Genomic DNA, 24259 nt, shown 5'->3' on the forward strand with positions numbered 1-24259 from the left:
CTGCCTCGCTCATCTAGACTTAATGGATAGTCGTAGACAGAACCAAACACGTCGCTCTGGTGCAGAGAAATCAAGGGCGGCGTGGCAATCTGGCTTTTATGCCCTTACCGATGTGCGGCGAAGACCGCGCCGGGCACAACAAGATGCCCGCCCAGGGTGCCCTGGCCAACGGCCTGAAAATGCCACGATTCCGTGACGTGGTGTGAGTGCCGCAGCCGAGACTTTCGGACAACCGACGACCCTCTGGTGTGTCCGTGACCGTGAGGAATGCTGTATGCCTGATGTTGAGTTGCACCTGCCTGTGGTCAACAGTCTGCTGGAGCGCCATAAGGGCTCTGCGGGTGCGCTGTTGCCCATTCTTCATGATATTCAGGAACGCATCGGTTACATCCCCGATGTCGCCGTCCCCGAGATCGCTCATGCCCTCAATCTGAGTCAGGCGGAGGTTCGCGGGGTGATCAGTTTTTACCATGACTTCCGTACCGCGCCACCGGCCCGGCATATCCTGCGGCTGTGTCGGGCTGAGTCCTGCCAGAGTCGCGGCGCCGAGCAGTTGGCCGCGCAGTTGCGTGAACGCCTGCAACTGGACGACCACGGCAGCAGCGCCGACGGCAGCATCAGTTTGCGTCCGGTGTATTGCCTTGGTGCTTGCGCCTGTTCGCCTGCCCTGGAGCTGGATGGCCGGGTGCATGCGCGGCTGAGCGCTGAGCGTCTGGATGCCTTGCTCGACGCTTGCCGGGAGGACGCGTGATGCCGACTCTCTATCTGCCCTGTGATTCTATTGCCCGTGCCGTGGGTGCCGATGAGGTATCCGTGGCCCTGATCACTCAGGCCAAGGCACTTAATCTGCCGCTGGAGCTACAGCGCACCAGTTCGCGCGGCCTGTACTGGCTGGAACCACTGCTGGAAGTGGACAGCCCGCAAGGCCGGATCGGTTTTGGTCCGCTGACCGCTGCCGATGTGCCGTCTGTGCTAGATGCGCTGCAAGGCGAGCCTTCCAGCCATCCACTGGCCTTGGGCCTGGTGGAAGAGCTGCCTTATCTGAAGACTCAACAACGCCTGCTGTTTGCTCGCGCGGGTATTACCCAGCCGCTGTCGCTGGACGACTACCGGGCTCATGGTGGTTTCGAAGGTTTGACCCGAGCCATCGCGGTGGGCGGCGAACAGACCGCGACTGAGGTATTCGACTCAGGCCTGCGTGGCCGTGGCGGCGCGGCCTTCCCTGCCGGGATCAAATGGCGCACGGTGCGTGGCACTCAGGCGATGCAGAAGTACATTGTGTGCAACGCCGACGAAGGCGACTCCGGCACTTTCGCCGACCGCATGTTGATGGAAGGCGACCCCTTCCTGTTGATCGAAGGCATGGCCATTGCCGGGCTCTGCTGCGGCGCCACTTACGGCTACATCTATGTGCGCTCGGAGTATCCGGATGCCGTGGCTACCCTGCGTCAAGCGCTGAACATTGCCCGTGATGCCGGTTACCTCGGCGCGAATGTCGGCGGCAGCGGCCAGGCTTTCGACATGGAAGTACGAGTGGGTGCCGGCGCGTACATCTGCGGTGAAGAAACCGCGCTGCTGGACTCTCTGGAAGGCAAGCGCGGGATCGTCCGCGCCAAGCCGCCGATCCCCGCGTTGCAGGGGCTGTTCGGCCTGCCGACGCTGGTGCACAACGTGCTGACTTTGGCCTCGGTGCCGCTGATTCTGGCCAAGGGCTCGCAGTTCTATCGCGATTACGGCATGGGCCGTTCGCTGGGCACCATGCCCTTCCAGCTGGCGGGCAATATTCGTCACGGCGGTCTGGTGGAACGGGCCTTTGGTCTGACTCTGCGGGAGCTGGTGGAAGACTACGGCGGTGGCACCGCCAGTGGTCGGCCGCTGAAGGCCGCGCAAGTCGGCGGCCCGCTCGGCGCCTGGGTGCCACCTTCGCAATTCGATACGCCGCTGGATTACGAGGCCTTCGCTGCGATTGGCGCGATGCTCGGTCACGGTGGCGTAGTGGTGGCTGACGACAGCCTGGACATGGCCCGCATGGCGCGCTTCGCGATGCAGTTCTGCGCCGAGGAATCCTGTGGCAAATGCACCCCTTGCCGCATCGGCTCGACCCGTGGCGTGGAGGTGATCGACCGTCTGCTGGCCGCGCCAGATCAGGCCGCTCGCGATGAGCAGGTGATCATCCTCAAGGACCTGTGCGACACGCTGCAATACGGTTCGCTGTGCGCGTTGGGCGGCATGACCTCCTATCCGGTCGCCAGCGCCCTCAAGTACTTCCCCGCTGACTTCGGTCTGCAAGCCTCGGAGGCCGAGCAATGATCACTGTATTCGATCCGAAAACCGATATGGATCTGGGCACGCCGGCCCGCGAAAGCCAGGTGCAAGTCACCCTGAACATCGACGGCCGCAGCATCAGCGTGCCCGAAGGCACCTCGGTGATGCGCGCCGCCGCGCTGCTGGGCACCACCATTCCGAAACTCTGTGCCACCGACAGCCTGGAAGCCTTCGGCTCCTGCCGCATGTGCCTGGTGGAGATCGACGGCATGCGCGGCTACCCCGCGTCCTGCACCACGCCGGTCACTGAAGGCATGACCGTGCATACCCAGACGCCGAAGCTCGCGACCCTGCGGCGCAACGTCATGGAGCTGTACATCTCCGATCACCCGCTGGATTGCCTGACCTGCTCGGCCAACGGCAACTGCGAGCTGCAAACCGTCGCCGGCCAGGTTGGCCTGCGCGAAGTGCGTTATGGCTATGAAGGCGAGAACCATCTGGAGGACGTGAAAGACACCTCCAACCCCTACTTCGATTACGACCCGAGCAAGTGCATCGTCTGCAACCGCTGCGTGCGCGCCTGCGAAGAAACCCAGGGCACCTTTGCCCTGACCATCACCGGGCGTGGTTTTGAATCCCGCGTGGCCGCTGCCGGTGGCGAGAACTTCCTCGACTCGGAATGCGTGTCCTGCGGCGCCTGTGTGCAAGCCTGCCCCACCGCGACGTTGATGGAAAAAAACGTGGTCGAAATGGGTCAGCCGGAACGCAGTGTGATCACCACCTGCGCCTATTGCGGCGTGGGCTGCTCGTTCCGCGCCGAGATGAAAGGCAACCAGCTGGTGCGCATGGTTCCGGACAAGAACGGCCAGGCTAACCACGGCCACTCCTGCGTCAAAGGGCGCTTTGCCTGGGGCTACGCCACCCACCCGGATCGCATCACCAAGCCGATGATCCGCAAAAACATCAGCGACCCTTGGCAGGAAGTCAGTTGGGATGAAGCGGTGACCTACGCCGCCAGCGAATTCCGCCGGCTGCAGCAAAAATATGGCCGCGACTCCATCGGTGGCATCACCTCCAGCCGCTGCACCAACGAAGAAACCTATCTGGTGCAGAAACTGGTGCGTGCGGCCTTCGGCAACAACAACGTCGACACCTGTGCGCGGGTCTGCCACTCGCCGACCGGCTATGGCTTGAAACAAACCCTGGGCGAGTCCGCCGGCACCCAGAGTTTCGACTCGGTGATGCAGGCCGATGTGATCCTGGTGATGGGCGCCAACCCCAGCGACGCCCACCCGGTGTTCGCCTCGCAACTCAAGCGCCGCCTGCGTGAAGGTGCGCGGCTGATCGTCATCGACCCACGGCGCATCGATCTGGTGGACACGGTGCACGCCCGTGCCGAATATCACTTGGCTCTGCGCCCTGGCACCAACGTCGCCATGCTCAATGCCTTGGCCCATGTGATCATCAGTGAAGGCCTGCAAAACCAGGCCTTTATCGACGCCCGTTGCGAGGGCGGCGATTTCGCCCGCTGGAGCGAGTTCGTCAGCCGTGCGGAAAACTCGCCGGAAGCGATTGGCCCGATCTGCGGTGTGCCCGCTGCCGACATCCGTGCCGCCGCTCGCCTGTACGCCACCGGTGGCAATGCGGCGATCTACTACGGCCTGGGCGTCACCGAACACAGCCAGGGCAGCACTTCGGTCATGGGCATCGCCAACCTGGCCATGGCCACCGGCAACATCGGCCGCGAAGGCGTGGGCGTGAACCCGCTGCGGGGGCAGAACAACGTTCAGGGCTCCTGCGACATGGGCTCCTTCCCCCACGAGTTGCCTGGCTACCGGCACATCTCCAACGATGTCATCCGCACGCAATTCGAACAGGCGTGGAACGTCACCCTGCAACCCGACCCGGGCCTGCGCATCCCCAACATGTTCGAGTCTGCCTTGGCCGGCAGCTTCAAGGGCCTGTACTGCCAGGGCGAAGACATCGCCCAGAGCGATCCGAATACCCAGCACGTCACCGCGGCCCTGTCGGCCATGGAATGCGTGGTGGTGCAGGACATTTTCCTCAACGAAACGGCGAAGTTTGCCCACGTGTTCCTGCCGGGCGCTTCGTTCCTGGAAAAGGACGGCACCTTCACCAACGCCGAGCGGCGTATCTCGCGGGTGCGCAAGGTCATGGAGCCGCTGGGCGGCAAGGCCGACTGGGAAGGCACGGTGGCCCTGGCCAACGCCCTGGGTTACCCGATGAACTACAAGCATCCATCGGAAATCATGGATGAGATCGCCAGCCTCACGCCGACCTTCACCAACGTCAGCTATGCCGCACTGGATAGCCACGGCAGCCTGCAATGGCCGTGCAACGCCGAGGCACCGGACGGCACGCCGACCATGCACATCGAGGAATTCGTGCGCGGCAAGGGGCGCTTCATGCTCACCGGCTACGTGCCCACCGAGGAGAAGGTCAACAGCCGCTACCCGCTGCTGCTGACCACCGGGCGCATCCTCAGCCAGTACAACGTCGGCGCCCAGACCCGGCGCACCGAAAACGTTGCCTGGCACGATGAGGACCGGCTGGAAATCCACCCGACCGACGCCGAGAGCCGTGGCATCAACGAAGGCGACTGGGTCGGCATCGGCAGCCGCGCCGGACAGACCGTACTGCGTGCGCGGATCACCGAACGGGTCGCTCCGGGCGTGGTGTACACCACCTTCCACTTCCCTGAGTCGGGCGCCAACGTGATCACCACCGACAACTCCGACTGGGCCACCAACTGTCCGGAGTACAAGGTCACGGCCGTGGAGGTCAGCCGCGTCTACCACCCTTCGGAGTGGCAAAAGCGCTTCCAGGAATTCAGCGACGAACAACACCGCCTGCTCAAGGATCGCGCCCGTGGCGCCAAAGCGGAGGTGCGCCGATGAGTACTGCCAACCTGATCAAGATGGCCAACCAGATCGCCCAGTACTTTACCAGCGAACCGGACCAGCAACTGGGGGCGCTCGGGGTGCGTAATCATCTGCAGATGTACTGGACGCCGGGCATGCGCAAGGAGCTGCTGGCCTGGCAGACGGAACACAAGGGAGCGGACTTGCACCCGCTGGTGCAGGCGGCGGTGATCGGGGCGGGTTGGGAGGCATAGATCGGGGAACCGTAAAAACTGTAGGAGCGAGCCTGCTCGCGATGGACTCAAGAACACCGCGCTTATCCTGGATTCGCGCGTTATCGTTGACGACCATCGCGAGCAAGCTCGCTCCTACATATCTTTGCGTGACGCCGTCACGGTCACTTCAATTGCCCGGACACTGATGGCCGCGAATGTCGCGGTCAGCAGTACGCCGTTGAAACCCAGCAGCACAGCCAGCACTCGCGAGACGCCGAGTTTGGGCACGAGTTCGCCGTAGCCGATGGTCAGGCCCGTGACGAAGGCGAAGTAGATACCGTCATCCGGGCTCCACCCTTCCAGTTGGGCGATGATCAGGCCGAACGCTACGATCACTAACAGCAGTATCGAGAAGATCGGCCACACCACTTTGAAATAGAACCAGACGGCTTTGTAGAACTCGTGGCGGACGTTTGATGCACGGGCGAGGCTCATGGCACGGGCTTCCTGGAGATTTGCGTGGCCGGCATTGGCATGCGCGGCGTTTCAACAACCCGTTAGTGTGGCACAAACAATGGAAACTGTTGGCCAACGTCGGGGGGTGACCAACAACGCACTGTCCGTGAAGGACAGCGACTACCCAGGATCGTGAACTTCATCAATCCACCCGTCACAAACGAAAATGTTAAAAATGCCCATGCCGATGCAAAATGCCAGTTATAAATACCAACAGCCCCTGCAAACATTCGCCCACAGGAGATGTTTGCAGTAGCGACACTAATTATTTATAGAATCGCCTCACCAAACTGGAACTATCGTCTCAACTTTGCAGTACTACCGACATCAGCGTTTTGCTTTCACATCACGATGCTTGACCCAATAAAATAATTTTCATTTATTGGCGTATCGAGTCCGCTCCACACTGTAGAATCCTGGTGCACCGCGGTGTCGGCTGATCCCGGGATCAACGCGCAACGCCCCCCTGGTTACTATGCGAGGAAAGGAAACCCGCTGGCGATGACATTGCCAGACTCACGTCATTGAACATTAAATAGCTCGCGACCGGATCCCGACTACCTGGATTTCGAATACCGCGGCTGTTGTTCAGAACGACTAGATCAGCAAAGGAATGGATCATGATTTCACTGGATGAACTTCTCACCATGTCGGGTTTGTCGCGCAAAAGCGATTGGTTCGAAGCCCTCAAGTCAAATACTACGGCACTGGGTTGTGATGGTGTGTTGTTTGCTTTCAAACCGAACAGCAGTACCGATAATAATCAAGCCATCATTCTCAGTGACTATCCCGCTGCGTGGCGCAAGAAATACGACACTGAAGACTATGCCCGGATAGATCCCGTCGTTGCCCACTGTCTTACCTCAACGGTGCCCATCGTGTGGTTCGACGATATTTACACCTCTGCACAACAACTGAATTTCAGGGAAGAAGCAAAAAATCACGGCCTGATGCAAGGCGTGAGCTTGCCGGTACACGGCGCCGGCGGCCAAGTGGGAATACTGAGCGCCCGACTCGAAGCGATCCCGGAGCGTCAACTCAAATACCATTTGGCGCGAACGCTTCCCAGCCTGACCCTTATTCGCGATTACGCTCTTGATACGCTCCTGAAGCTGATCGGCAACGAAGTAGCCGAAGAGCCCGTTGCGCTCACAAATCGAGAGCTGGAAGTACTCAAATGGAGCGCTTTCGGCAAGACCACTTGGGAGATCGCCCGCATTCTCAGTTGTTCAGAAGCCAACATCAATTATCACTTTTCAAAAGTCAGAACGAAATTCAATGTCGGCTCCAGGAGAATGGCGATAGTCAAAGCCTTGCAAACCGGCGTGTTGGAATTTTAAACCGCAGGCTGCGATCAACAGGCAACGACTGAACAGGTGTATGGAATCAAAACCGGGAACACACCAGCACTGTTCACAGGCGGGACGTCCGGTTTTCAATCTCTGCAAGCAGTCGTTCCCTGAGCGCGGGTTCCCACACTTCGTCCCATTGCCGCACATAATAATGACGCTGATCAAGAATCTGCTGGCTATTCAAATCAAAATCAGCGCCAATCAGTTCAATCTGCCGCGCCTTGGTATACGACATGAACGGAGAACTGGATAAACGCCGTGCATCCGTATCTATGCCAAGACGCTTTGCACAGTATTGTGCTGCGGCGAGGGCTTCGTGCTCTGAGTGATTGGCGTCCACGACTTCCGACTGGACTCTCTCAGCATTCCAGACCGACTCCTGAAAAATATGTTGATAAACATCAACGGCAACATCGCAGTGTTCTATTTCTTCGGTGAAATGATAGCCCAACAAATAGAGCACACCCAAATTCGCTGAAATATTGCAAGTCCGGGCAAAATTCTTTCCGGAAAACAGTTGCTCAAAAAAAATGAAACTGGAAATACAATTCTTGCTTTCAAACACGGCAATTTTCAGCAAAGCGTCCCTTATACCTTCCCGCTCGCCCCTGGAAACGCTTTGCAGTATGGGCTCATAGTTCTTCACATGAAACTGATGAAGATAGGGATACACCCTGGGGTGTAATTGATCTTTGTACACACTGCCCGGACACAGAAACGAATTCAGGTGTTTATGCGCCTTGGCATGGTGCATCTCCTGGACCAGAAACGTATGTTCAAGGTCCAACAACCCCTCATCGGCAATCAATCCCCGCGAATGTTTGCTGACGAAGTTACAAAAATATTCAATGTATTCCAGGTAAAAGGAATACCCCAGTCCCACTAGTGAAGTCTGATCGTCATAAGCCCAGCGAAAATCGAAATCCGCACCGATTTTCATCGCCTGTTTGATATCAAACGGAATTCTTCTAATTTTCATGCGGCGTCCTGGCTGCCTGTCGCAAAACGGCGCTCGCCTTCGGTAGAGCGCCCCTGACACTGTCAGTTCTGAAGAAACAGAATCCCGTCTTCGCTTTCCGGCGAATGAACCGCTCGGGTCTGCCCCAGCCCTTTAACCAGGAAAGAAACATGCTGGGCACGCATCTGTTCCTGGGTATAAGGGTTTCGGGAACCGAAAATCTGCTCCATCAACTGTGTTTTCTTGCGCACGATACGATCGACAGCGCCCTCTCCGCGCTTGGCCGGCAGGAACAACTGCATCAGTTTGTTTTGCCCTTCAAAGTAGGTTTCATGGACCATTGCATTGTGGTACGTCAAACCGACATCAATCACCGCTAGCGAACGCTCAAGATGAGCGGGGTCGGATTTGACCATTTCCTCGATCACCGCAGCCCACGCCTGAGTGTGCCGTGCCTCGTCTTTCATGATATTGGTTATCAGCGCCTGAAGAGCCGGATGGTGCACTTGACTGCGTACATCCCGGTACAACTCAGTGTTGACCACCTCACCGAACAAATGGGCGAAGGTATAACTGTAAAGATCCCAATACTTTCTATCTTCGTAGCACCAGATGTATTTTTCTGAATATTCGCGGACTGACAGTTTGTCCACATACCCCAGCTCACCTGTTGAAACATAGTGATAAGCCGTCGCTAGCGCGATGCCATGACGCATTTCCTCGTAGGCAATGATGTTGACATACGCAAGAATCTGCCCCCAGTCATTGGCAAGGTCTTTTGGGTAGCCTTCACGGACTTCAGTGAGCAGCAAGTCATGAAACTGCACCGCTGATGCCTGGCCGGAAAACTCTCCATCAGACAAACAGTCGAGCAAGTTCACAATATCCCGATCATGCTCATCCAGTTCCGTCAGCCAGTTCCAGTCATAGCGCTGTGCATCCCACCTTTGTTCATCGGACAGGCAGCCAAAGTTAACGATAGTACTGATCCCGGACATGCAATGTTCTCCTTGAAATGAGTCACCCGGCAGAGAGCGACCCAGTTATCGCCTGGATGATGATAACGACGTTCAGCAACTCAGGCCGCCGTCGACCACGAGCGTCTGACCGGTTATATAGGCCGCGCCCTCGCTCATCAGGTAATCCACCAGTGATGCCACCTCGGAGGTACTTCCGAGACGACGTAGCGGGATGCTTTTTTTCAACCCTGATCCATGCTCTTTCAAGTGCCTGGTCATGTCGGTCTCGATATAGCCTGGCGCGATACTGTTGACGCGCATGTTGAATCGAGCCATTTCAAGCGCCAGCGAGCGGGTCATTCCAATCAACGCAGCCTTACTGGCTGAATACGCTGTCTGGCCGATATTGCCCTTAACTCCTGATACCGAACTGATGTTGATAATGCATGTATCCGACTCCCCCATCATCGACCCAATAAAAGCCCGGGAAACCGAAAATGCAGAAAAGACGTTTTGACTGAAGATCGCGTTAAGGACCGGTTCATCCAGATTGGAAAAAAGTCGATCCTCGGCAACACCCGCATTGTTGATGACCGCATAAGGTGGGCCAAAACGCTGAATGAGCGACTGTGCAACATCATTGACCTGACTTACGTCTGACACGTCGCAGTGAACAGCTTCCACCTGCCTGCCAGGCTCACTGTTCAACTGCTCAGCCAGCAACCGCGCCTCGTCCACGCTGGATTTATAGGTGAACACGACATCGAACTCACGGCTGGCCGAGTGCACGATTTGCGCGCCAATACCCCGAGAGCCACCCGTCACGAAAATCCATTTGCGTTTCATGCCGGCTCCTCCAGCAAATTGGCTATCAACCCCATTTCTACCGCCAATACAGGCCGATCCTGGGTGTACAAGGTAAAGACGACAGAGGCAAAAATAGAATCGTTGACCCTGACCAGATCCTTACCTTTTACGCTGTAATAAGTTGAGTCATAGCCCTCGCCCGGAAGCCGGGACCAATCACTGCCCATCAGTGTCAGCGCATGGGATATCTGATAAACGACGTAAGGCCGCGCCTGGGAAATGCCTTCCCTGGCGAGAAAGCGCTGAACATCACTGGCCAAGGCTGTCTTTCGGTTGTCTTCGATGTAAATGGAAAACAGGATCGCGTCCCAGTACACACTCGTATGTACCGGTGAACCAACAAGCGTCGACAACAACTCGTACTTCTCGTCCAGCTCTTCGGCGCTGAATCGTTCCAGTATCGGGCGGCGCTCGTCCGCTGCTGCCAGGGCTGCAACTTGCGGTGCAGCCCGCGCCTTCACACTGCCCATATACAGAGACTTTCCGTTAGAACTCACTTTAATGTTCTGAACCGGACTGAGTGTGTACTCGACAAACTGGTCAATCGGCACCGCGTGTTTGAGATGCAGTTTTATCTCGCAGGCCTGGGCACAAATGGAAGCTTCCAGCGCTAGTTGATTTTTTAGCGGCAACATGGCCAGCATTCCATGGACAATGCGCCCGGAATGGCCATTTTTTATCGCGAAGTCCGCATCAAAATGCACCGGGTTCCGATCACCGGAAAACTGTGCCCATCTCTCCAGGTCTTCATGATTAAAGTTTCGACGCATTTCACGAATACCTTCTGATTACCAGGCAACTATTTGCCCCGCCGAATCCGTAGTTGATGTTCAGTACGTTGTCGACAACCCCCAGGTACCGATGCTCGTTAGGGATGTAGTCAAGATCGCAAAGTGGATCGGAACGCTCCAGATTGATAGTTGCCGGCGCCATACCGGTCTGGATGGTCTTGATACAAAAGACTGTTTCAATGGCGCCCGCCGCGGCGATGAGATGGCCGGTATAGGACTTCGTACTGGAAATCGGCATCGCATGGGCATGTTCACCAAAAACCTTCTTGATGGTATTGGTCTCGTTCAGATCATTGAGCTGAGTCGAGGTCCCGTGCGCATTGATGTAGTCGATATCCCACGTATTGAGACCGGCATCTTCGATAGCCTTTTCCATCGACATCGCTCGCCCCAACAAGTCCTCGGCCGGGGCAGTGATGTCGTAGGCATCCGAATAGTTGGCGTAGCCGCTGATCTCGGCATAGATCGTAGCGCCTCGCTTGAGCGCCTCATCCAGGTCTTCCAGAACCAGTACGGCGCTGCCTTCCGACAACACAAAGCCGCTACGGTCCTGACTGAATGGACAGCAAGCCTTCGCTGGATTCTCCTGCTCCTTGCTCAAGGCACCGAGGATGTCCACCGACCATACGTTGTAGGCTCCGGTGATGCTCTCACTGCCGCCCGCAAGCATGCATTTGGCCCGACCACTGCGGATAACTTCGCAGGCATCACCGATGGCAATGTTTCCCGTGGCGCAGGCCGCGACCAACGTGTTCTGGTAACCCCTGAGGTTCCAGGCCATCGAAGCCGACCCGGTCCATACGCTATGCATGGAAAAAATGGTACTGAGCGGTGAAGCGAGACCCGACTCGACATACATGTCGTTGTTATCAATGGTCGAGTCGACGCCCCCCCACCCTGTCCCCAGCACGACGCCACGGTCGAAGGGTGAATAATGCTTGTCCATCTCGGCGACCGGGTCATCGCCAAAGGCCATGCACAATGCCTGCTCCGATGCGGACATACCAATCCGCGCAAAGCGGGGAAGATTCTTGGCTATGCGCTTGGGCACCGCTTTGAGCTCTATCGGAAAATCGATTTTTCCGAAAAACCTGGCTGTAACCGACTGATCTTGCATCGGATGCAGGGCGTAACCCATTTGATAGTCTTTTATCGCCCCCCAGATCTCTTCCGTGTTCCGCCCCAAAGCACAGACGGAACCGAACCCCGTGACGACTACCCGTTTCTTGGTTTGCACTGCACGCCTCTCCTTAGCTGTGATTGCATGGTTATGCCGGCGTACTGGACCGGGCCTGCTCGCTTCGGCAGAAGGAGTAAAAATCACCCATCGTGCTGAGCTTCGCCTCAGGCAACTTGTTGACATCGATGGCGATGCCCAGCTCTTTCTTCAGGGCAACCTGAATACTTACGTAATCAAGACTGACCAAATGGATATCGCTGATCAGGGTTTCGTCGGTGATGGTCGCGACATCAAAATCAGTCAGTTCGCCAATCACATTATTAACCACGGTACTTATGTTCATTATTCCACTCCTACTGATTGAGGTTTATTGGCACTGCCGGCCATGATTTCACTCATGATCGCGCGAATTTCATCAGTCATCGGCACTTCCATGGAAAAAGTATTATCGATCACTGAATAATCGAGATATCCCATTCGACCAATGGGCCGAACCTTCTGGATATCGACACAGCCATCCGGCTTTATGTAGTCATCATTAATATGTACACGAATCACCTCACCGATGATCAGGTCCACTGTTCCCAGCTCACTTTTACCCTTTACTACCGTTGTTGAAACATAACGGCACTCAAGGTGGCACGGACTGTCTTTCACCATCGGCACATCGGAAAGATCGGCCTTTACTTTCTCGAGGCCTGCCAGTTCGAACTCACTTTGATTGGAAGGAACAATCATTGCGGAGATATTTACCGCTTCCTTGAGCGCCTCGGTTGCCATATTCCAGACAAACCAACCGGTCTTTTCAGCATTAACGGCCGAATCCTTTCGTTGACCTGTCGGATAATGGTTAGCCGCAAACATGACCATAGGCGGATCAAATGTAAGAATGCCGCACTGGCTGAAAGGAGCCAGGTTTTCATTGCCACTTTCATCGACACTGGATATCCAGGCGATTGGACGGGGCACGACACAACTTCTGAACGGCGAGTGTGGCAGAGGGCAATTATCTTCTTGCGGATCGTATTTCATTTTTTTACTTCACTCCTCATGTATCCAACTAATGTTTACAGTTGAATTTTTTCTGGTCAAGCACATCAACAACTGACTATCTCAAAGAACAGTGACAACCGAAGCGCTCACAAAAAACACGCACACTGATCAATCACATACAATGACAGCACGGCAAGTTCGCCCTTACAAAAAACACCCAGAAACACCTGACAACGAGCACCGACTAGCACAACTACTAGTCGATAAAACACCAATAACGCAGAACAACAACACCACACCATCGCTTGAATTATTTAATCAAGCACAACAAATAGAAATGGCCCGCAGTAGTCACTGTCGCACCCACGCATAACAAGCGGGTCGCCGTTGTCATACCTGATTCGACGAATGAGCTCAGTGAGTGTTCAGGTGCATGAGTTGATCGGGGATGTAATAACGCGGATGGGTGCTGATCCAGGCTGAACAATGTGTTCGCTGAATCTGTGGAGCAAACCATTGGATGCCGAGGCCGGGAGCCCCTGCTTTCTGGAGGAAGGCCGGGCAGGCATGACGGAAAGCGGCTTGAACAAGCCAGGCGACGGATCGCAGTTCTACGCTGTCTCAGCAGGCCACTGCCGAGCGAACCCGGCAATGACAGTCAGAACAGTTCGATGCCACCCTGCCTGTCGCTCAAGCGACAGGACCGAAGGTAAACACGAACGATGTGGCAGGTGTCAGTCGCGCCACGCCTTAAGCAGTAAACTGGCGTTGACCCCACCAAAGCCGAAGCCGTTGCACAGTGCGTAATCCATCTCTATGGCGCGCGGTTCACCAAGCACCAGGTCGACATCCCGCGCGTCTTCATCAGGTCGGTGGCAGTTGAGGTTGAATGGCACCACTTGGTTAACCAGCGACATGGCCGTAAAAATGCTTGCCAGGCCTCCTGCCGCACCCAGTAGATGTCCGGTAGATGACTTGGTAGAAGACACTGCGACGTTCTTCGGGCCAAACACTGCCTTGACTGCCGCCAGTTCGCCTTTGTCACCGACCATCGTCGAAGTGGAATGCGCGTTGATGTACTTCACTGCGCCCGGTTCAACACCTGCTTTCTTCAAGGCGGCCCGCATGCATCGCTGAGCGCCCGCGCCGTCCTCAGGAGACGCCGTAACGTGATAGGCGTCAGCGCTGGTGCCATAACCGACAATCTCGGCGATAGGTTTGGCACCGCGAGCCAAAGCATGTTCCAGGGTTTCGATGACCATCAACCCGGCGCCCTCCGCAATAATGAAGCCGTCACGATCCGCATCGAAAGGACGGGAGGCCTCTTCCGGGCGATCGTTGAAGCTGGTCGCCATTGCCTTGGCCGCGACGAACCCACCAATGCTGACCTCATTGATGCACGCCTCGCTGCCACCACAAATGGCAATATCAGCTTCATCGTTCTGGATCATTCGCACTGCATCGCCAATTGCTTGCACGCCGGCGGCGCAGGCCGTTGCAGGTGCTCCCAGCGGCCCTCTGAAACCGTATTTGATCGAAACCTGACCGGATGCCATGTTCACCAGAAAACCGGGGACGGTAAAAGGCGAAACACGGCGCACGCCACTTTCGTTGATCGAATTCACTGCATCACGAATGTAGTTCAACCCCCCAATGCCCGAAGCAATGACGGTTGCTGTGCGTGCCTTTTCTTCATCCGTTGACGGAGCCCAGCCTGATTGCCGGATCGCCTCGCTGGCGGCGGCCAGGGCAAAAATGATGAAACGATCCATGCGTCGGGCTTCTTTGGGATTCACGAAGACGCCGGCATCGAAACCGGCTTCAGGGTCGGCACCGATGTCCGGGACAGTGCCCGCAATTTCAACCGGCAGATCGCCTATTCGCTCGATCTTGCGCACGCCAGACTTGCCCTCTAACAGACGCTTCCAGCTGTGTTCAACGCCAACACCCAACGGGGACACCGCCCCCATTCCAGTAATTACAATTCGTTTTGTCATCGCGTTGATTCCTCTGTTTCGATATTTGGCAAGCAGTGAATCTTCCGTCCATTGAACCGGTGGTCGTGGAGGCTGAAACCAAATAGAACATTTGATAGAGGCACCTGCGGCAGGTCAACCTGTGAGCAAATCGACTATCAGAACTGATAGTCGATCATGGTCCAGACACGGACTTTCACCGTAAAACTATCAATTCGCTAACCTTTTTCGAGTGCCCACCGTTGTTTTGTTCACATGGCCAGGGATGCACGAGTGGTGTCATTAAGTTCTATACGCAGCGCAATAGCATTCTCGACACCAATGCGCATGGCCGGGCCAAAACGGCTGATATCGAGCCCCTTTCGCCTGAGCAGTTTTTCCACACCAAGTGTGGTCACAGTTACAAACTGATCGACGCCCCGTTCAATGGCAAAATGAATCAAGGCCTTGATTGCCAGAATTGAATCAAGCGACAGACATTGAGGGGACTTTTCCCGCGGCAAGATAGCGAAACGGCTCAATTCCCATATACGCTCTGAATGAGGGGCTTCGGCACCGTACAGCAACGCCGGAAAAGTGTCCTTGAGCATATAGGGACCAGTGGTCGGCAAGATTCGCCAACATCCGAACAAACGTTCAGAGCCAGGCTCATCCTCCAGGATCAGATAATAGGGGTTCAGCGCATCATAACCATCGATTTCCATGCCGGCGATGATCGAAACATCCCAACGTTTACGCTCCTTGAAAACTTCGGCACGCAGCCTGTGCATTTGTTCAAGTCGCTCGTTATCAAGTTCGATACGGGAACCAATTGCGATAGCCATTATTACCTCCTATTCAGAGCTAATATTATTTGGCCATTTAGCATTAATGATAACTATCAATTGTGTTAAATCACCAATAGCTACTGCAACGACAACTAGCTAATTCACAGGCTTCCGACAACTTTTCTTGATCGTCTTACATACACAACTATCTATTATGTCAGTCGCGAACAAGTGCCGGGCAACTTACCATTGGATCCCCAAAGACTGACAGTGAGCGAATCATGAACTTCTCAGCGCTAATCGACGCAAGTCGTCTACCCCATCGTCCTCTGATGATTCCCGCGAGTTGGAGCCAAGGTCGTGCTGCTTTCGGTGGTGTCGTCGTGGCGCTTGCGCACGAAGCAATGCGCCAGTTCGTTCCTCGGGATCGTTCGCTACGGTCACTTTCGTTGACATTCATCGGCCCCGTAGCGGTAGACAAACCGCTGTTCTTCGAAACCGAAGTGCTTCGCGAAGGCAGTGCAGTGACTCAACTGCATTGCCGGGTCGTGCAGTCGGAACAGACCGTCACCTCCGTGCAGACTTGCTTTGGTTCCGCCAGGTCTTCTGCGTTGACGTTGTCGGCTGAGCCAATGCCAGGGGTGCCAGCCCTGGAGTCGTGCGAGCCCTTGCCCTTGCTGCCTGATGTGGCACCGCGCTACTTACAGCATTTCGACATCCGCTGGGGCTACGGCGGAATGCCGTTTACCGGCGCGTCATCACGGTCGACGGGAGGGTGGATACGATTGAAGGACGCCCCCCTCGACGCAACGTTGAGTGAAACACAGCTACTGGCGATGCTTGATGCCTGGCCGCCAGCGGTATTCTCCCAGCACCGTGCCTTGGCTCAGGGCAGCTCGCTGACCTGGAGCGTGGAGTTCCCACAACCGCTGATCAATCTGCCAGCCAATGCCTGGTGCGTCATGCACGCCTCAACCGATTATGCGCTTGAAGGTTACAGTGCCTGTTCGACCACCCTGCATACACCCGATGGAAAACTGTTGGCACTCAGCCGGCAGTCAGTGGTGGTGTTCGGCTAGCCTTGTGTGACCATCATTTATTTAACGTTTTTCTCCTGTCCCCGAATCAAGAAAGGTCTCGCTTGGCGAGACCTTTTTTTCGGCAGCAGGAAAGTGAACCCACACCGCCGCACTCCCCATCCGGTCGCCGTGGTCATGGCAATCAGCGGTTCGTCTTGCCACGATTATGCAATAGATGAGGGCGCAAACGCCGCGCAACGTCCGCCTGCCACCGAGGGCAGTAGCAGGCTGATTCCTTCGCAGCAACTCAATCCCTCGACGATGCCGCGCCCCCGGATGTAGTGGTCAGTTGGCTTCGCTTTCGCGAATCAGTTTCTTGTTGATCTTGCCGACGCTGGTCTTGGGGATTTCGGCGACGAACTTGAACTGCTTGGGGATCGCCCATTTGTTGATGCGGCCGCCGTCGACGAAGGCTTGCAGGTGAGTCTCCAGAATCTTGCGGTCGAGGAAGTGCCCCGGCTCGCTGACGACCATCGCCATGGGCCGTTCGCCCCATTGCTCATCGACGATACCCACCACGGCGACGGACATGACGCCCGGGTGTTCGCTGATCAGGCTTTCCAGTTCCAGGGAGCTGATCCACTCGCCACCGGTCTTGATCACGTCCTTGATGCGGTCCTTGATTTCCACGCCGCCGAGCTTGTCGATCGAGGCCATGTCACCGGTGTGCAGCCAGCCGTTGTGCCACAGCTCCGCGCCTTTGTCCGGGGCTTTCAGGTAGCCCTGGGTCAGCCACGGCGCGCGCACCACGATCTCCCCCAGGGACTCGCCGTCGTGGACCACGTCATTGCCGTCGGCGTCGATGATCTTCAGGTCGACCATCGGCACCGGCGTGCCGGTCTTGATGCGGATCGGCAGTTGGACTTCGGCGGATAGCTGCAAGTCTTCGTCGCGCAGGTAAGTCAGGCACAGCAACGGGCAGGTTTCGGACATGCCGTAGCCGGCGTGCACCACCATGCCTTTGCCACTGGCTTCGCTGGCGATGCCGAGGGTCAGCGCGCTGCCGCCGAGGAGCATTTTCCAGCCGTCGAAACGGGTCGCCTTGCCTTCCTCGCAGTTGAGGATCATCTGCAGGATGGTCGGCACGCAGTGGGAGAAGGTCACCTTCTCTTCGCGGTAGAGCCGGACCAGGCTGTTCGGTTCGTAGCGGCCCGGATACACCTGCTTGATGCCCATCAGGGTCGCGACATACGGCACGCCCCACGCATGCACGTGGAACATCGGCGTGATGGGCATGTACACATCATCGGAACGCAGCAGCGGCTGGCCCTGATAGGCGCCCAAGGTGCCGACGGCGTTCAGGGTGTGCAGGACCAGTTGGCGATGGCTGAAGTACACGCCTTTCGGATCGCCAGTGGTGCCGGTGGTGTAGAACAGCGTGGCAACCGAGTTCTCGTCGAAGTCGGGGAAGTCATACTGGTCCGGAGCCAGGGACAGCAGATGCTCGTATTCGCCCAGCACCGGCAGCGAGGTCGTGGTCGCCTCGTCGTCGGTGAGTTGCAGGTAGCCTTTAACGGTTTCCAGTCGCCCGTGGATTTGTTCGACCAGCGGCAGGAAGTCATCATGCACCAGCACCAGGTCATCCTCGGCGTGGTTCATGGTGAACAGCACCTGCTCCGGCGACAGCCGAATGTTCACCGTGTGCAGCACCGCGCCGATCATCGGCACGGCGAAGAAGCATTCCAGGTAACGGTGGCTGTCCCAGTCGAGCAGGGCCACCGTGTCACCGGCCTTGACCCCGGCTGCGGTCAGCGCATTGGCCAGGCGGCGGATGCGCTGGTTGAGTGTCTGGTAGCTGTAGCGCAGCTTGTCGGCGTAAACGATTTCCCGGCCCGGCTGGTAGCGCACGCCGGACAGCAGCAATTGCTTGATCAGCAAGGGATAGGCATAAGCGCCGTCGGCGGGCGGGATTATTTTTGTCGCCATCATGATTAAGGTTCCTTGTCCTTTCGATCAGAACTGATCAGCCTGCAACTCATAGAGGCACTCGCTGCCAGCCTTGGCCGATGCGCTCAACGAGTGGATACGTGGCAGCAACCGGGCAAAGTAGAAACGCGCGGTGGCCAGTTTGCTGGTATGGAAATCATCCTCGACGTCCGAACTCAGGACGGCCTTGGCCATGCGCGCCCACATATAGGCATACGCGGTGTAGCCAAACACGTGCAGGTACTCGACCGAGGCCGCGCCGATTTCATTCGGGTTGTTCTGGGCGCGGTCCAGCAGCCACGCGGTGAGTTCGTCGAGGGTGTCCACGGCGGCGTTCAATGGTTTGGTGAACTCGCCAAGGTCAGCGCAGGCATTGGCAGTAAAGTTGCGGATCTCCGAAGCGAACAGGCGGTAGAGCGCCCCGCCGCTACCGACGATCTTGCGCCCGGCCAGGTCCAGGGACTGGATGCCGTTGGTGCCTTCGTAGATCTGGGTGATGCGCACGTCGCGCACCAGTTGCTCCTGGCCCCACTCGCGGATGTAGCCGTGGCCGCCGAAGATCATCTGACCGTGCAAGGTGGTTTCCAGACCCATGTCGGTAAGGAATGCCTTGGCCACCGGGGTCAGCAGTGCCACCAATTCTTGCGCGCGATTGCGAGTGACTTCGTCTTCACTGTACTTGGCCGTGTCCAGTTGCAACGCGACGTAGCTGGAGAACGCACGGCCACCTTCGTTCAAGGCTTTCATGGTCAACAACATGCGGCGCACGTCCGGATGCACGATGATCGGGTCGGCGGCCTTGTCCTTGAATTGCGCACCGGTCGGCGCACGGCTTTGCAGACGGTCGCGGGCGTAGGCGACGGCGTTCTGGTACGAACGCTCACCCTGCGCCAGACCCTGGATGCCCACGCCCAGTCGCTCGTAGTTCATCATGGTGAACATCGCCGCCAGGCCTTTGTTCGGTGCGTCGACGATCCAGCCGGTGGCGCCATCGAAGTTCATCACGCAGGTGGCGGAGGCCTTGATGCCCATCTTGTGTTCGATGGAGCCGCAAGACAGCGCATTGTTTTCACCCAGCGAACCGTCGGCGTTGACCAGCACCTTGGGTACCAGGAACAGCGAGATGCCTTTGGGGCCGGCCGGTGCATCCGGCAGGCGCGCCAGTACCAGATGGATGATGTTCTCGGTCAGGTCGTGGTCGCCGCCGGTGATGAAAATCTTGCTGCCAGTGACCTTATAGCTACCGTCGGCCTGTGGCTCGGCGCGGGTGCGAATCAGGCCCAGGTCGGTGCCGGCGTGGGCTTCGGTCAGGCACATCGAACCGGTCCAGGTGCCGGCGTACATGTTCGGCAGATAGCGTTGCTTGAGTTCTTCGCTGGCGTGAGCCTTGATCGACAGGCACGCGCCGGCGGTCAGCATCGGGTACAGGCCGAACGACAGGCTGGCCGAGTTGACCATCTCTTCGACCTGCGCGGAAATGGCCTTGGGCATGCCCATGCCACCGTACTGCGGATCACCGCCAACCCCGACCCAACCGCCCTCGGCGAAGGCTTGATAGGCCTGGGCAAAGCCGTCCGGCGCGGTGACCGAGCCATTGCTCCAGGTGCAGCCCTGTTCGTCGGTGGCGCGGTTCAAGGGCGCGATCACTTCGCCGCTGATCTTGCCGGCCTCTTCGAGGATGGCGGCGGCGGTTTCTTCATCGATCACATCGGCCAGGCCAGGCAATTTGGCCCACAGCCGGGACACCTGGAAAACCTCGTTGAGTACGAAGCGCATGTCGCGCAGGGGAGCTTTGTAATCAGACATCTTGGTTTACTCGGAAGTGGTCACGGCAAGAGGCATGCCGGGACGTTCAGTGGATTCAGGGTTTTCGACGGCCGCCACGGAACCGGGCTGCGGTGCCCGTTCGCGCAGCAGGAACCAGGACAGGGCCGGAATCAGGATCAGCGCACCGAGCATGTTCCACAGGAACATGAAGGTCAGCAGGATGCCCATGTCGGCCTGGAACTTGATCGGCGACCAGACCCAGCACACCACGCCGGCCGCGAGGGTGATGCCCACCAGCCCGACCACCCGGCCGGTAAACGACACGGCGTTGCGGTAGGCCTGGGACAGCGGCAGGCCCTGGCGCTGGAAGTGCAGTTGTACGCTGAGCAGATACAAGGCGTAGTCCACGCCGATGCCCACGCCGAGCGCGATCACCGGCAGGGTCGCGACCTTCACGCCGATGCCCATGGCCACCATCAAGGCTTCGCAGAGAATCGACGTCAGCACCAGCGGCAACAGCGCCACCAGCGTGGCGCGCCAGCTGCGAAAGGTGATCAGGCAGAACAGCGTCACCGCCGCATACACGTACAGCAGCATGGTGTGGTTGGCTTCGCGCACGACGATGTTGGTCGCCGCCTCGATCCCGGCACTGCCGGCGGCAAGCAGGAACTGGCGATCGTCGCTGCTGTTTTCCCTGGCGAACTTGTCGGCAATCGCCACCACAGCGTCCAGGGTTTCAGCCTTGTGATCCTTGAGGAAGGCGATCACCGGCATCAGCGAGCACTCGGTGTTGAACAGCTCCGGCGAGTTCACCGAGGCTTGCTGCGCGGCGTAGTTCAGCACGTCCTGGTTGCGCTGGATGCTGTTGAGCTTGGGGTTGCCTTCGTAGGTGCCGGCAGTGATCTGGCGCACCGCGTTGACCAGCGAAGCCGTGGCCTGCACGCCCGGGTGCTGTTGCAGCTCCCACGCCAGGCGATCGGCGAGCACCAGAGTCTTGTAGTTCAGGCAGCCTTCCGGCGCGGTCTTGATCATCACCGCGAACAGGTCGCTGGACAGTGCGTAATGCTGGGTGATGTAGGCATTGTCGCGGTTGTAGCGCGAGTCGGCGCGCAGCTCCGGTGCGCCGCTTTCGAGGTCGCCGATCTTCAGGTTGAGGCTGACCACGTAACCGCCGACACCCATCAACACCGCGACCAGCACCGCGCCCGTGGCCCACTTGGCGGTGGTGAAGCGATCGAGCAGATCCCAGAGCTTGCCGAAGCCTTTGTGCTTTTCTGCACGGGTGTCGATCTTCAGCGCACGCTCGGCGGCCTTGGCACCGACGCCGACATAGGACAGCGCCACCGGCATCAGCAGCAGCGAGGTGAAGATCAGCACCGCGACGCCGATGCTGGCGGTGATCGCCAGATCCTGGATCACCGGGATATCGATCAGCATCAGCACCGCAAAGCCCACGGCATCGGCCAGCAACGCGGTGACGCCGGCAATGAACAGACGGCGGAAGGTGTAGCGCGCGGCGATCAGCTTGTGGGTGCCACGGGCGATGTCCTGCATGATGCCGTTCATCTTCTGCGCGGCGTGGGACACGCCGATGGCGAAGATCAGGAACGGCACCAGCACCGAGTACGGATCAATGGCGTAACCCAGCCAGGCGACGATGCCCAGTTGCCAGACCACCGCGATCAGCGAGCAGCCGACCACCAGCAGGGTGCTGCGCACGCAACGGGTGTAGGCGTAGATGATCACCAGCGAAGTGACGACCGCCAGACCGAAGAACATCATCACCTGAATCAGGCCGTCGATCAGGTCGCCCATCAATTTGGCGAAGCCGATCACCCGCACCTTGTACTGACCGGTGCCTTCTACCCCGGATTTACGCGCAGCGCTGTCGCCGGCGTATTCGATCTTGTCGCGCAACTGCTCTTCGAGCATCTGCGAGAACGCGTGGTAATTGATGCGCTGTCCGCCGGCCGCGGCTTTGTCCAGCAATGGCACGACCAGCATGCTCGATTTGAAATCACTGGCCACCAGGCTGCCGACGACGCCAGCGCGGGAGATGTTCTGACGCAATTGCTCGATTTGTTCAGGCTGCCCCGAATAGGTATCGGGCATCACCGGTCCACCCTGGAAACCGTCCTCGGTGACTTCGGTCCAGCGCACCGCCGGGCTCCACAGCGACTTCATCCAGGCGCGGTCGACGCCTTCGGTGAGGAACAACTGGTCGTTGACCTGCTTGAGCACGTCCAGGTAACCGGGGTCGAAGATATCGCCCTTGGTGTTCTCGACCACCACCCGTACCGAGTTGCCCAACCCGCGCAGCGACTGGCGGTTTTCCAGGAAGTTCTGGATGTACGGCTGGCTCTGCGGAATCATCTTTTCGAAGCTGGGGCGCAGCTCCAGGCGCGTCACCGCCATGTAGCCCAGCACCACCGTGGCCAGCGCCATCAGCAGCATGAACAGCGGGCGATAGTTGAACACCAGCCGTTCCAGCAGGTTGCCGGAGCGACGATCGAAATCACGCACATCGCGGATCACCGGCATGGCGTCTTGTTTGATATTGCCCATGTCTGGGTTCTCGCTCTTAGGGTTCTAGGGCTGGGTCGGCGGATAGCGTGCGGGTACCACGGCTGCCGGCCAGCACCAAGGCGCCATCGGCGGACTGGGTGGCGCCGGCAACCGGCGTCGGTGCTGGCTGTTGCACCAGATGCAACTGCGCGCCCGTCCCCTGGCTGACCAGCATCTGCCCGCCCTGGGTGAACAAGCGATAATTGCCACGGGCATCGATCAGGCCCGCGGTGATGCTGACGTGCAGGCCGGTGTCCAGCGCGGTCCAGCTCTGGCCGCCGTCGGTGCTGCGCAGCACGTTGCCGCGCAGGCCGTAGACCAGCACATCGCCGGGCTTGCCGAGCACGCCGAAGAAGCTGCCTTGATACGGCGTCGGCACGGCAGCGAAGCGTTGGCTGTTGTCATCCCATTTGAGCAACAGGCCCTGCTCGCCGGCGATGTACAAACCGTCGCCGGTGGAGGCGATGGCGTTGAGGTGAAAGCCCTGCGGGTTGTCGGTGCGATCCTGGAACGGGGCCCAGGTCTGGCCACCGTCCTCGGTGCGCAAAATCAGGTTGAACACACCCACCACGTACCCCAGTTTTTCGTTGGCGAACCAGACGTCGAGTAGCGGTTTGTCCGCGCCCTGTTCGGCTAGTCGTTGGCCTTCCATAGCCAACTGGGGCCATTGCTCATTGCCCGGTTCGGCGCTGGCAAGCGCCGTGTAATGCTTGACCAGCAAGGCGCCGATCTGGCGACCGTCGAGCTGCTTTTGCCAGGTCGCACCGGCGTCGCTGCTGTGCAGCACCACGCCGTCATTACCCACCGCCCAGCCTTGGGTGGTGGTCGGAAAATTCACCGCGGTCAGATCGGCGCTGACCGGCACGGCGGCCTGCTGCCAATGCCGGCCGGCGTCATCGGAAAGCAGAATATGGCCACGCTGGCCGACGGCGATCACGCGCCCACCGGCGCGGGCCATGCCGGACAACGGGCTGTTGATCGCCAAGGCGCTGACCCTGGCGGGCAGGTCCAGCACATCGACGTATTCGGCCGCGTGGGTGATGCCCTGCGACAGGCAGAGCACAACGCCAAACGCCAGCTGCAACATATTATTTTTATACGAACACATACTGCGTCCTCTTCGGAAAACCGCGCCGGGACACACATCCGTGTGCCTGACGTTCAAACCTGGCGTCCGCCCGGCGCCACCGCCTCGCGAGCC

Annotated in this window: 20 protein-coding genes; 6 read left to right on the top strand and 14 right to left on the bottom strand. The window is 58.2% G+C overall.

The window, feature by feature from the left end; genetic code table 11:
• The first annotated feature begins 274 nt into the window (after positions 1 to 274).
• From ACEN8Q_RS18480 to ACEN8Q_RS18495, 4 genes are read left to right on the top strand one after another with little or no spacing between them, the layout of a single operon-like run.
• The gene (locus ACEN8Q_RS18480) at positions 275 to 751 is read left to right on the top strand and encodes a formate dehydrogenase subunit gamma (protein WP_413420873.1); all 477 of its coding nucleotides are present in this window, start codon (positions 275 to 277) and stop codon (positions 749 to 751) included.
• Positions 751 to 2310: a formate dehydrogenase beta subunit gene (locus tag ACEN8Q_RS18485; protein ID WP_413703528.1), complete on the top strand. Its 1560-nt coding sequence runs from the start codon at positions 751 to 753 to the stop codon at positions 2308 to 2310. Before ACEN8Q_RS18480 ends, ACEN8Q_RS18485 begins: the two co-directional genes overlap by 1 nt.
• Positions 2307 to 5183, top strand: coding sequence for a formate dehydrogenase subunit alpha (gene fdhF / locus ACEN8Q_RS18490; protein ID WP_413420877.1), 2877 nt, complete (start codon positions 2307 to 2309; stop codon positions 5181 to 5183). The genes ACEN8Q_RS18485 and fdhF overlap by 4 nt, the downstream gene beginning before the upstream one ends.
• Complete coding sequence (locus ACEN8Q_RS18495) at positions 5180 to 5401, top strand: formate dehydrogenase subunit delta (protein ID WP_413420879.1); 222 nt, start codon at positions 5180 to 5182, stop codon at positions 5399 to 5401. Before fdhF ends, ACEN8Q_RS18495 begins: the two co-directional genes overlap by 4 nt.
• Positions 5402 to 5515: 114 nt before the next feature.
• Here ACEN8Q_RS18495 and ACEN8Q_RS18500 read toward each other — a convergent pair whose 3' ends face one another.
• Positions 5516 to 5857 carry a potassium channel family protein gene (locus tag ACEN8Q_RS18500; protein WP_413420881.1) on the bottom strand — a complete coding sequence of 114 codons (342 nt, stop codon included), beginning with the start codon at positions 5855 to 5857 and terminating at the stop codon, positions 5516 to 5518.
• A 641-nt stretch (positions 5858 to 6498) separates the two neighbouring features.
• On the opposite strand from ACEN8Q_RS18500, the gene ACEN8Q_RS18505 reads away from it, so the two are divergent.
• Positions 6499 to 7218, top strand: a complete 720-nt coding sequence (locus tag ACEN8Q_RS18505; RefSeq protein ID WP_413420883.1) for a helix-turn-helix transcriptional regulator — start codon at positions 6499 to 6501, stop codon at positions 7216 to 7218.
• 73 nt (positions 7219 to 7291) lie between these two features.
• Here the strand turns inward: ACEN8Q_RS18505 and ACEN8Q_RS18510 are convergent, their stop codons facing one another.
• The 9 genes from ACEN8Q_RS18510 to ACEN8Q_RS18550 form a co-directional block, all read right to left on the bottom strand.
• Positions 7292 to 8209, bottom strand: coding sequence for a metal-dependent hydrolase (locus ACEN8Q_RS18510; protein ID WP_413703529.1), 918 nt, complete (start codon positions 8207 to 8209; stop codon positions 7292 to 7294).
• Between the two features lie 62 nt (positions 8210 to 8271).
• Positions 8272 to 9186 (bottom strand): hypothetical protein, encoded by a 915-nt coding sequence (locus ACEN8Q_RS18515; protein WP_413420887.1) that lies wholly within the window; start codon positions 9184 to 9186, stop codon positions 8272 to 8274.
• 72 nt (positions 9187 to 9258) lie between these two features.
• Positions 9259 to 9993 (bottom strand): SDR family NAD(P)-dependent oxidoreductase, encoded by a 735-nt coding sequence (locus tag ACEN8Q_RS18520; protein ID WP_413420889.1) that lies wholly within the window; start codon positions 9991 to 9993, stop codon positions 9259 to 9261.
• A complete protein-coding gene (locus ACEN8Q_RS18525; protein WP_413420891.1) occupies positions 9990 to 10784 on the bottom strand; it encodes a MaoC/PaaZ C-terminal domain-containing protein in 795 nt (264 codons plus the stop codon). Before ACEN8Q_RS18525 ends, ACEN8Q_RS18520 begins: the two co-directional genes overlap by 4 nt.
• A 1-nt stretch (position 10785) precedes the next feature.
• Complete coding sequence (locus tag ACEN8Q_RS18530) at positions 10786 to 12042, bottom strand: beta-ketoacyl-[acyl-carrier-protein] synthase family protein (RefSeq protein ID WP_413420893.1); 1257 nt, start codon at positions 12040 to 12042, stop codon at positions 10786 to 10788.
• A 31-nt stretch (positions 12043 to 12073) separates the two neighbouring features.
• Positions 12074 to 12328 (bottom strand): hypothetical protein, encoded by a 255-nt coding sequence (locus tag ACEN8Q_RS18535; protein ID WP_413420895.1) that lies wholly within the window; start codon positions 12326 to 12328, stop codon positions 12074 to 12076.
• The gene (locus ACEN8Q_RS18540; RefSeq protein ID WP_413420897.1) at positions 12328 to 13017 is read right to left on the bottom strand and encodes a flavin reductase family protein; all 690 of its coding nucleotides are present in this window, start codon (positions 13015 to 13017) and stop codon (positions 12328 to 12330) included. Before ACEN8Q_RS18540 ends, ACEN8Q_RS18535 begins: the two co-directional genes overlap by 1 nt.
• Before the next feature lie 695 nt (positions 13018 to 13712).
• Positions 13713 to 14975, bottom strand: a complete 1263-nt coding sequence (gene fabF, locus ACEN8Q_RS18545) for a beta-ketoacyl-ACP synthase II (protein ID WP_413420899.1) — start codon at positions 14973 to 14975, stop codon at positions 13713 to 13715.
• Between the two features lie 230 nt (positions 14976 to 15205).
• Complete coding sequence (locus ACEN8Q_RS18550; RefSeq protein ID WP_413420901.1) at positions 15206 to 15778, bottom strand: acyl-homoserine-lactone synthase; 573 nt, start codon at positions 15776 to 15778, stop codon at positions 15206 to 15208.
• A gap of 275 nt (positions 15779 to 16053) precedes the next feature.
• Here ACEN8Q_RS18550 and ACEN8Q_RS18555 point away from each other — a divergent pair, with 275 nt between their 5' ends.
• Positions 16054 to 16800: an acyl-CoA thioesterase gene (locus ACEN8Q_RS18555; RefSeq protein WP_413420903.1), complete on the top strand. Its 747-nt coding sequence runs from the start codon at positions 16054 to 16056 to the stop codon at positions 16798 to 16800.
• Between the two features lie 285 nt (positions 16801 to 17085).
• Here ACEN8Q_RS18555 and ACEN8Q_RS18560 read toward each other — a convergent pair whose 3' ends face one another.
• Genes ACEN8Q_RS18560 through ACEN8Q_RS18575 form a run of 4 tightly spaced genes read right to left on the bottom strand, consistent with a single transcriptional unit; the run spans position 17086 to position 24166 of the window.
• Positions 17086 to 18729: a fatty acid--CoA ligase gene (locus ACEN8Q_RS18560; protein WP_413703530.1), complete on the bottom strand. Its 1644-nt coding sequence runs from the start codon at positions 18727 to 18729 to the stop codon at positions 17086 to 17088.
• 24 nt (positions 18730 to 18753) lie between these two features.
• On the bottom strand, positions 18754 to 20532 hold the full coding sequence (locus ACEN8Q_RS18565) for an acyl-CoA dehydrogenase C-terminal domain-containing protein (protein WP_413703531.1): 1779 nt from the start codon (positions 20530 to 20532) through the stop codon (positions 18754 to 18756).
• Positions 20533 to 20538: 6 nt separating this feature from the next.
• On the bottom strand, positions 20539 to 23058 hold the full coding sequence (locus ACEN8Q_RS18570; RefSeq protein ID WP_413420909.1) for an efflux RND transporter permease subunit: 2520 nt from the start codon (positions 23056 to 23058) through the stop codon (positions 20539 to 20541).
• 16 nt (positions 23059 to 23074) lie between these two features.
• Positions 23075 to 24166, bottom strand: a complete 1092-nt coding sequence (locus tag ACEN8Q_RS18575; protein WP_413420911.1) for a WD40/YVTN/BNR-like repeat-containing protein — start codon at positions 24164 to 24166, stop codon at positions 23075 to 23077.
• Positions 24167 to 24259: the final 93 nt, after the last annotated feature.

It is taken from the genome of Pseudomonas sp. Pseusp16, assembly GCF_047324915.1.
Lineage (GTDB): Bacteria > Pseudomonadota > Gammaproteobacteria > Pseudomonadales > Pseudomonadaceae > Aquipseudomonas > Aquipseudomonas fluorescens_CD.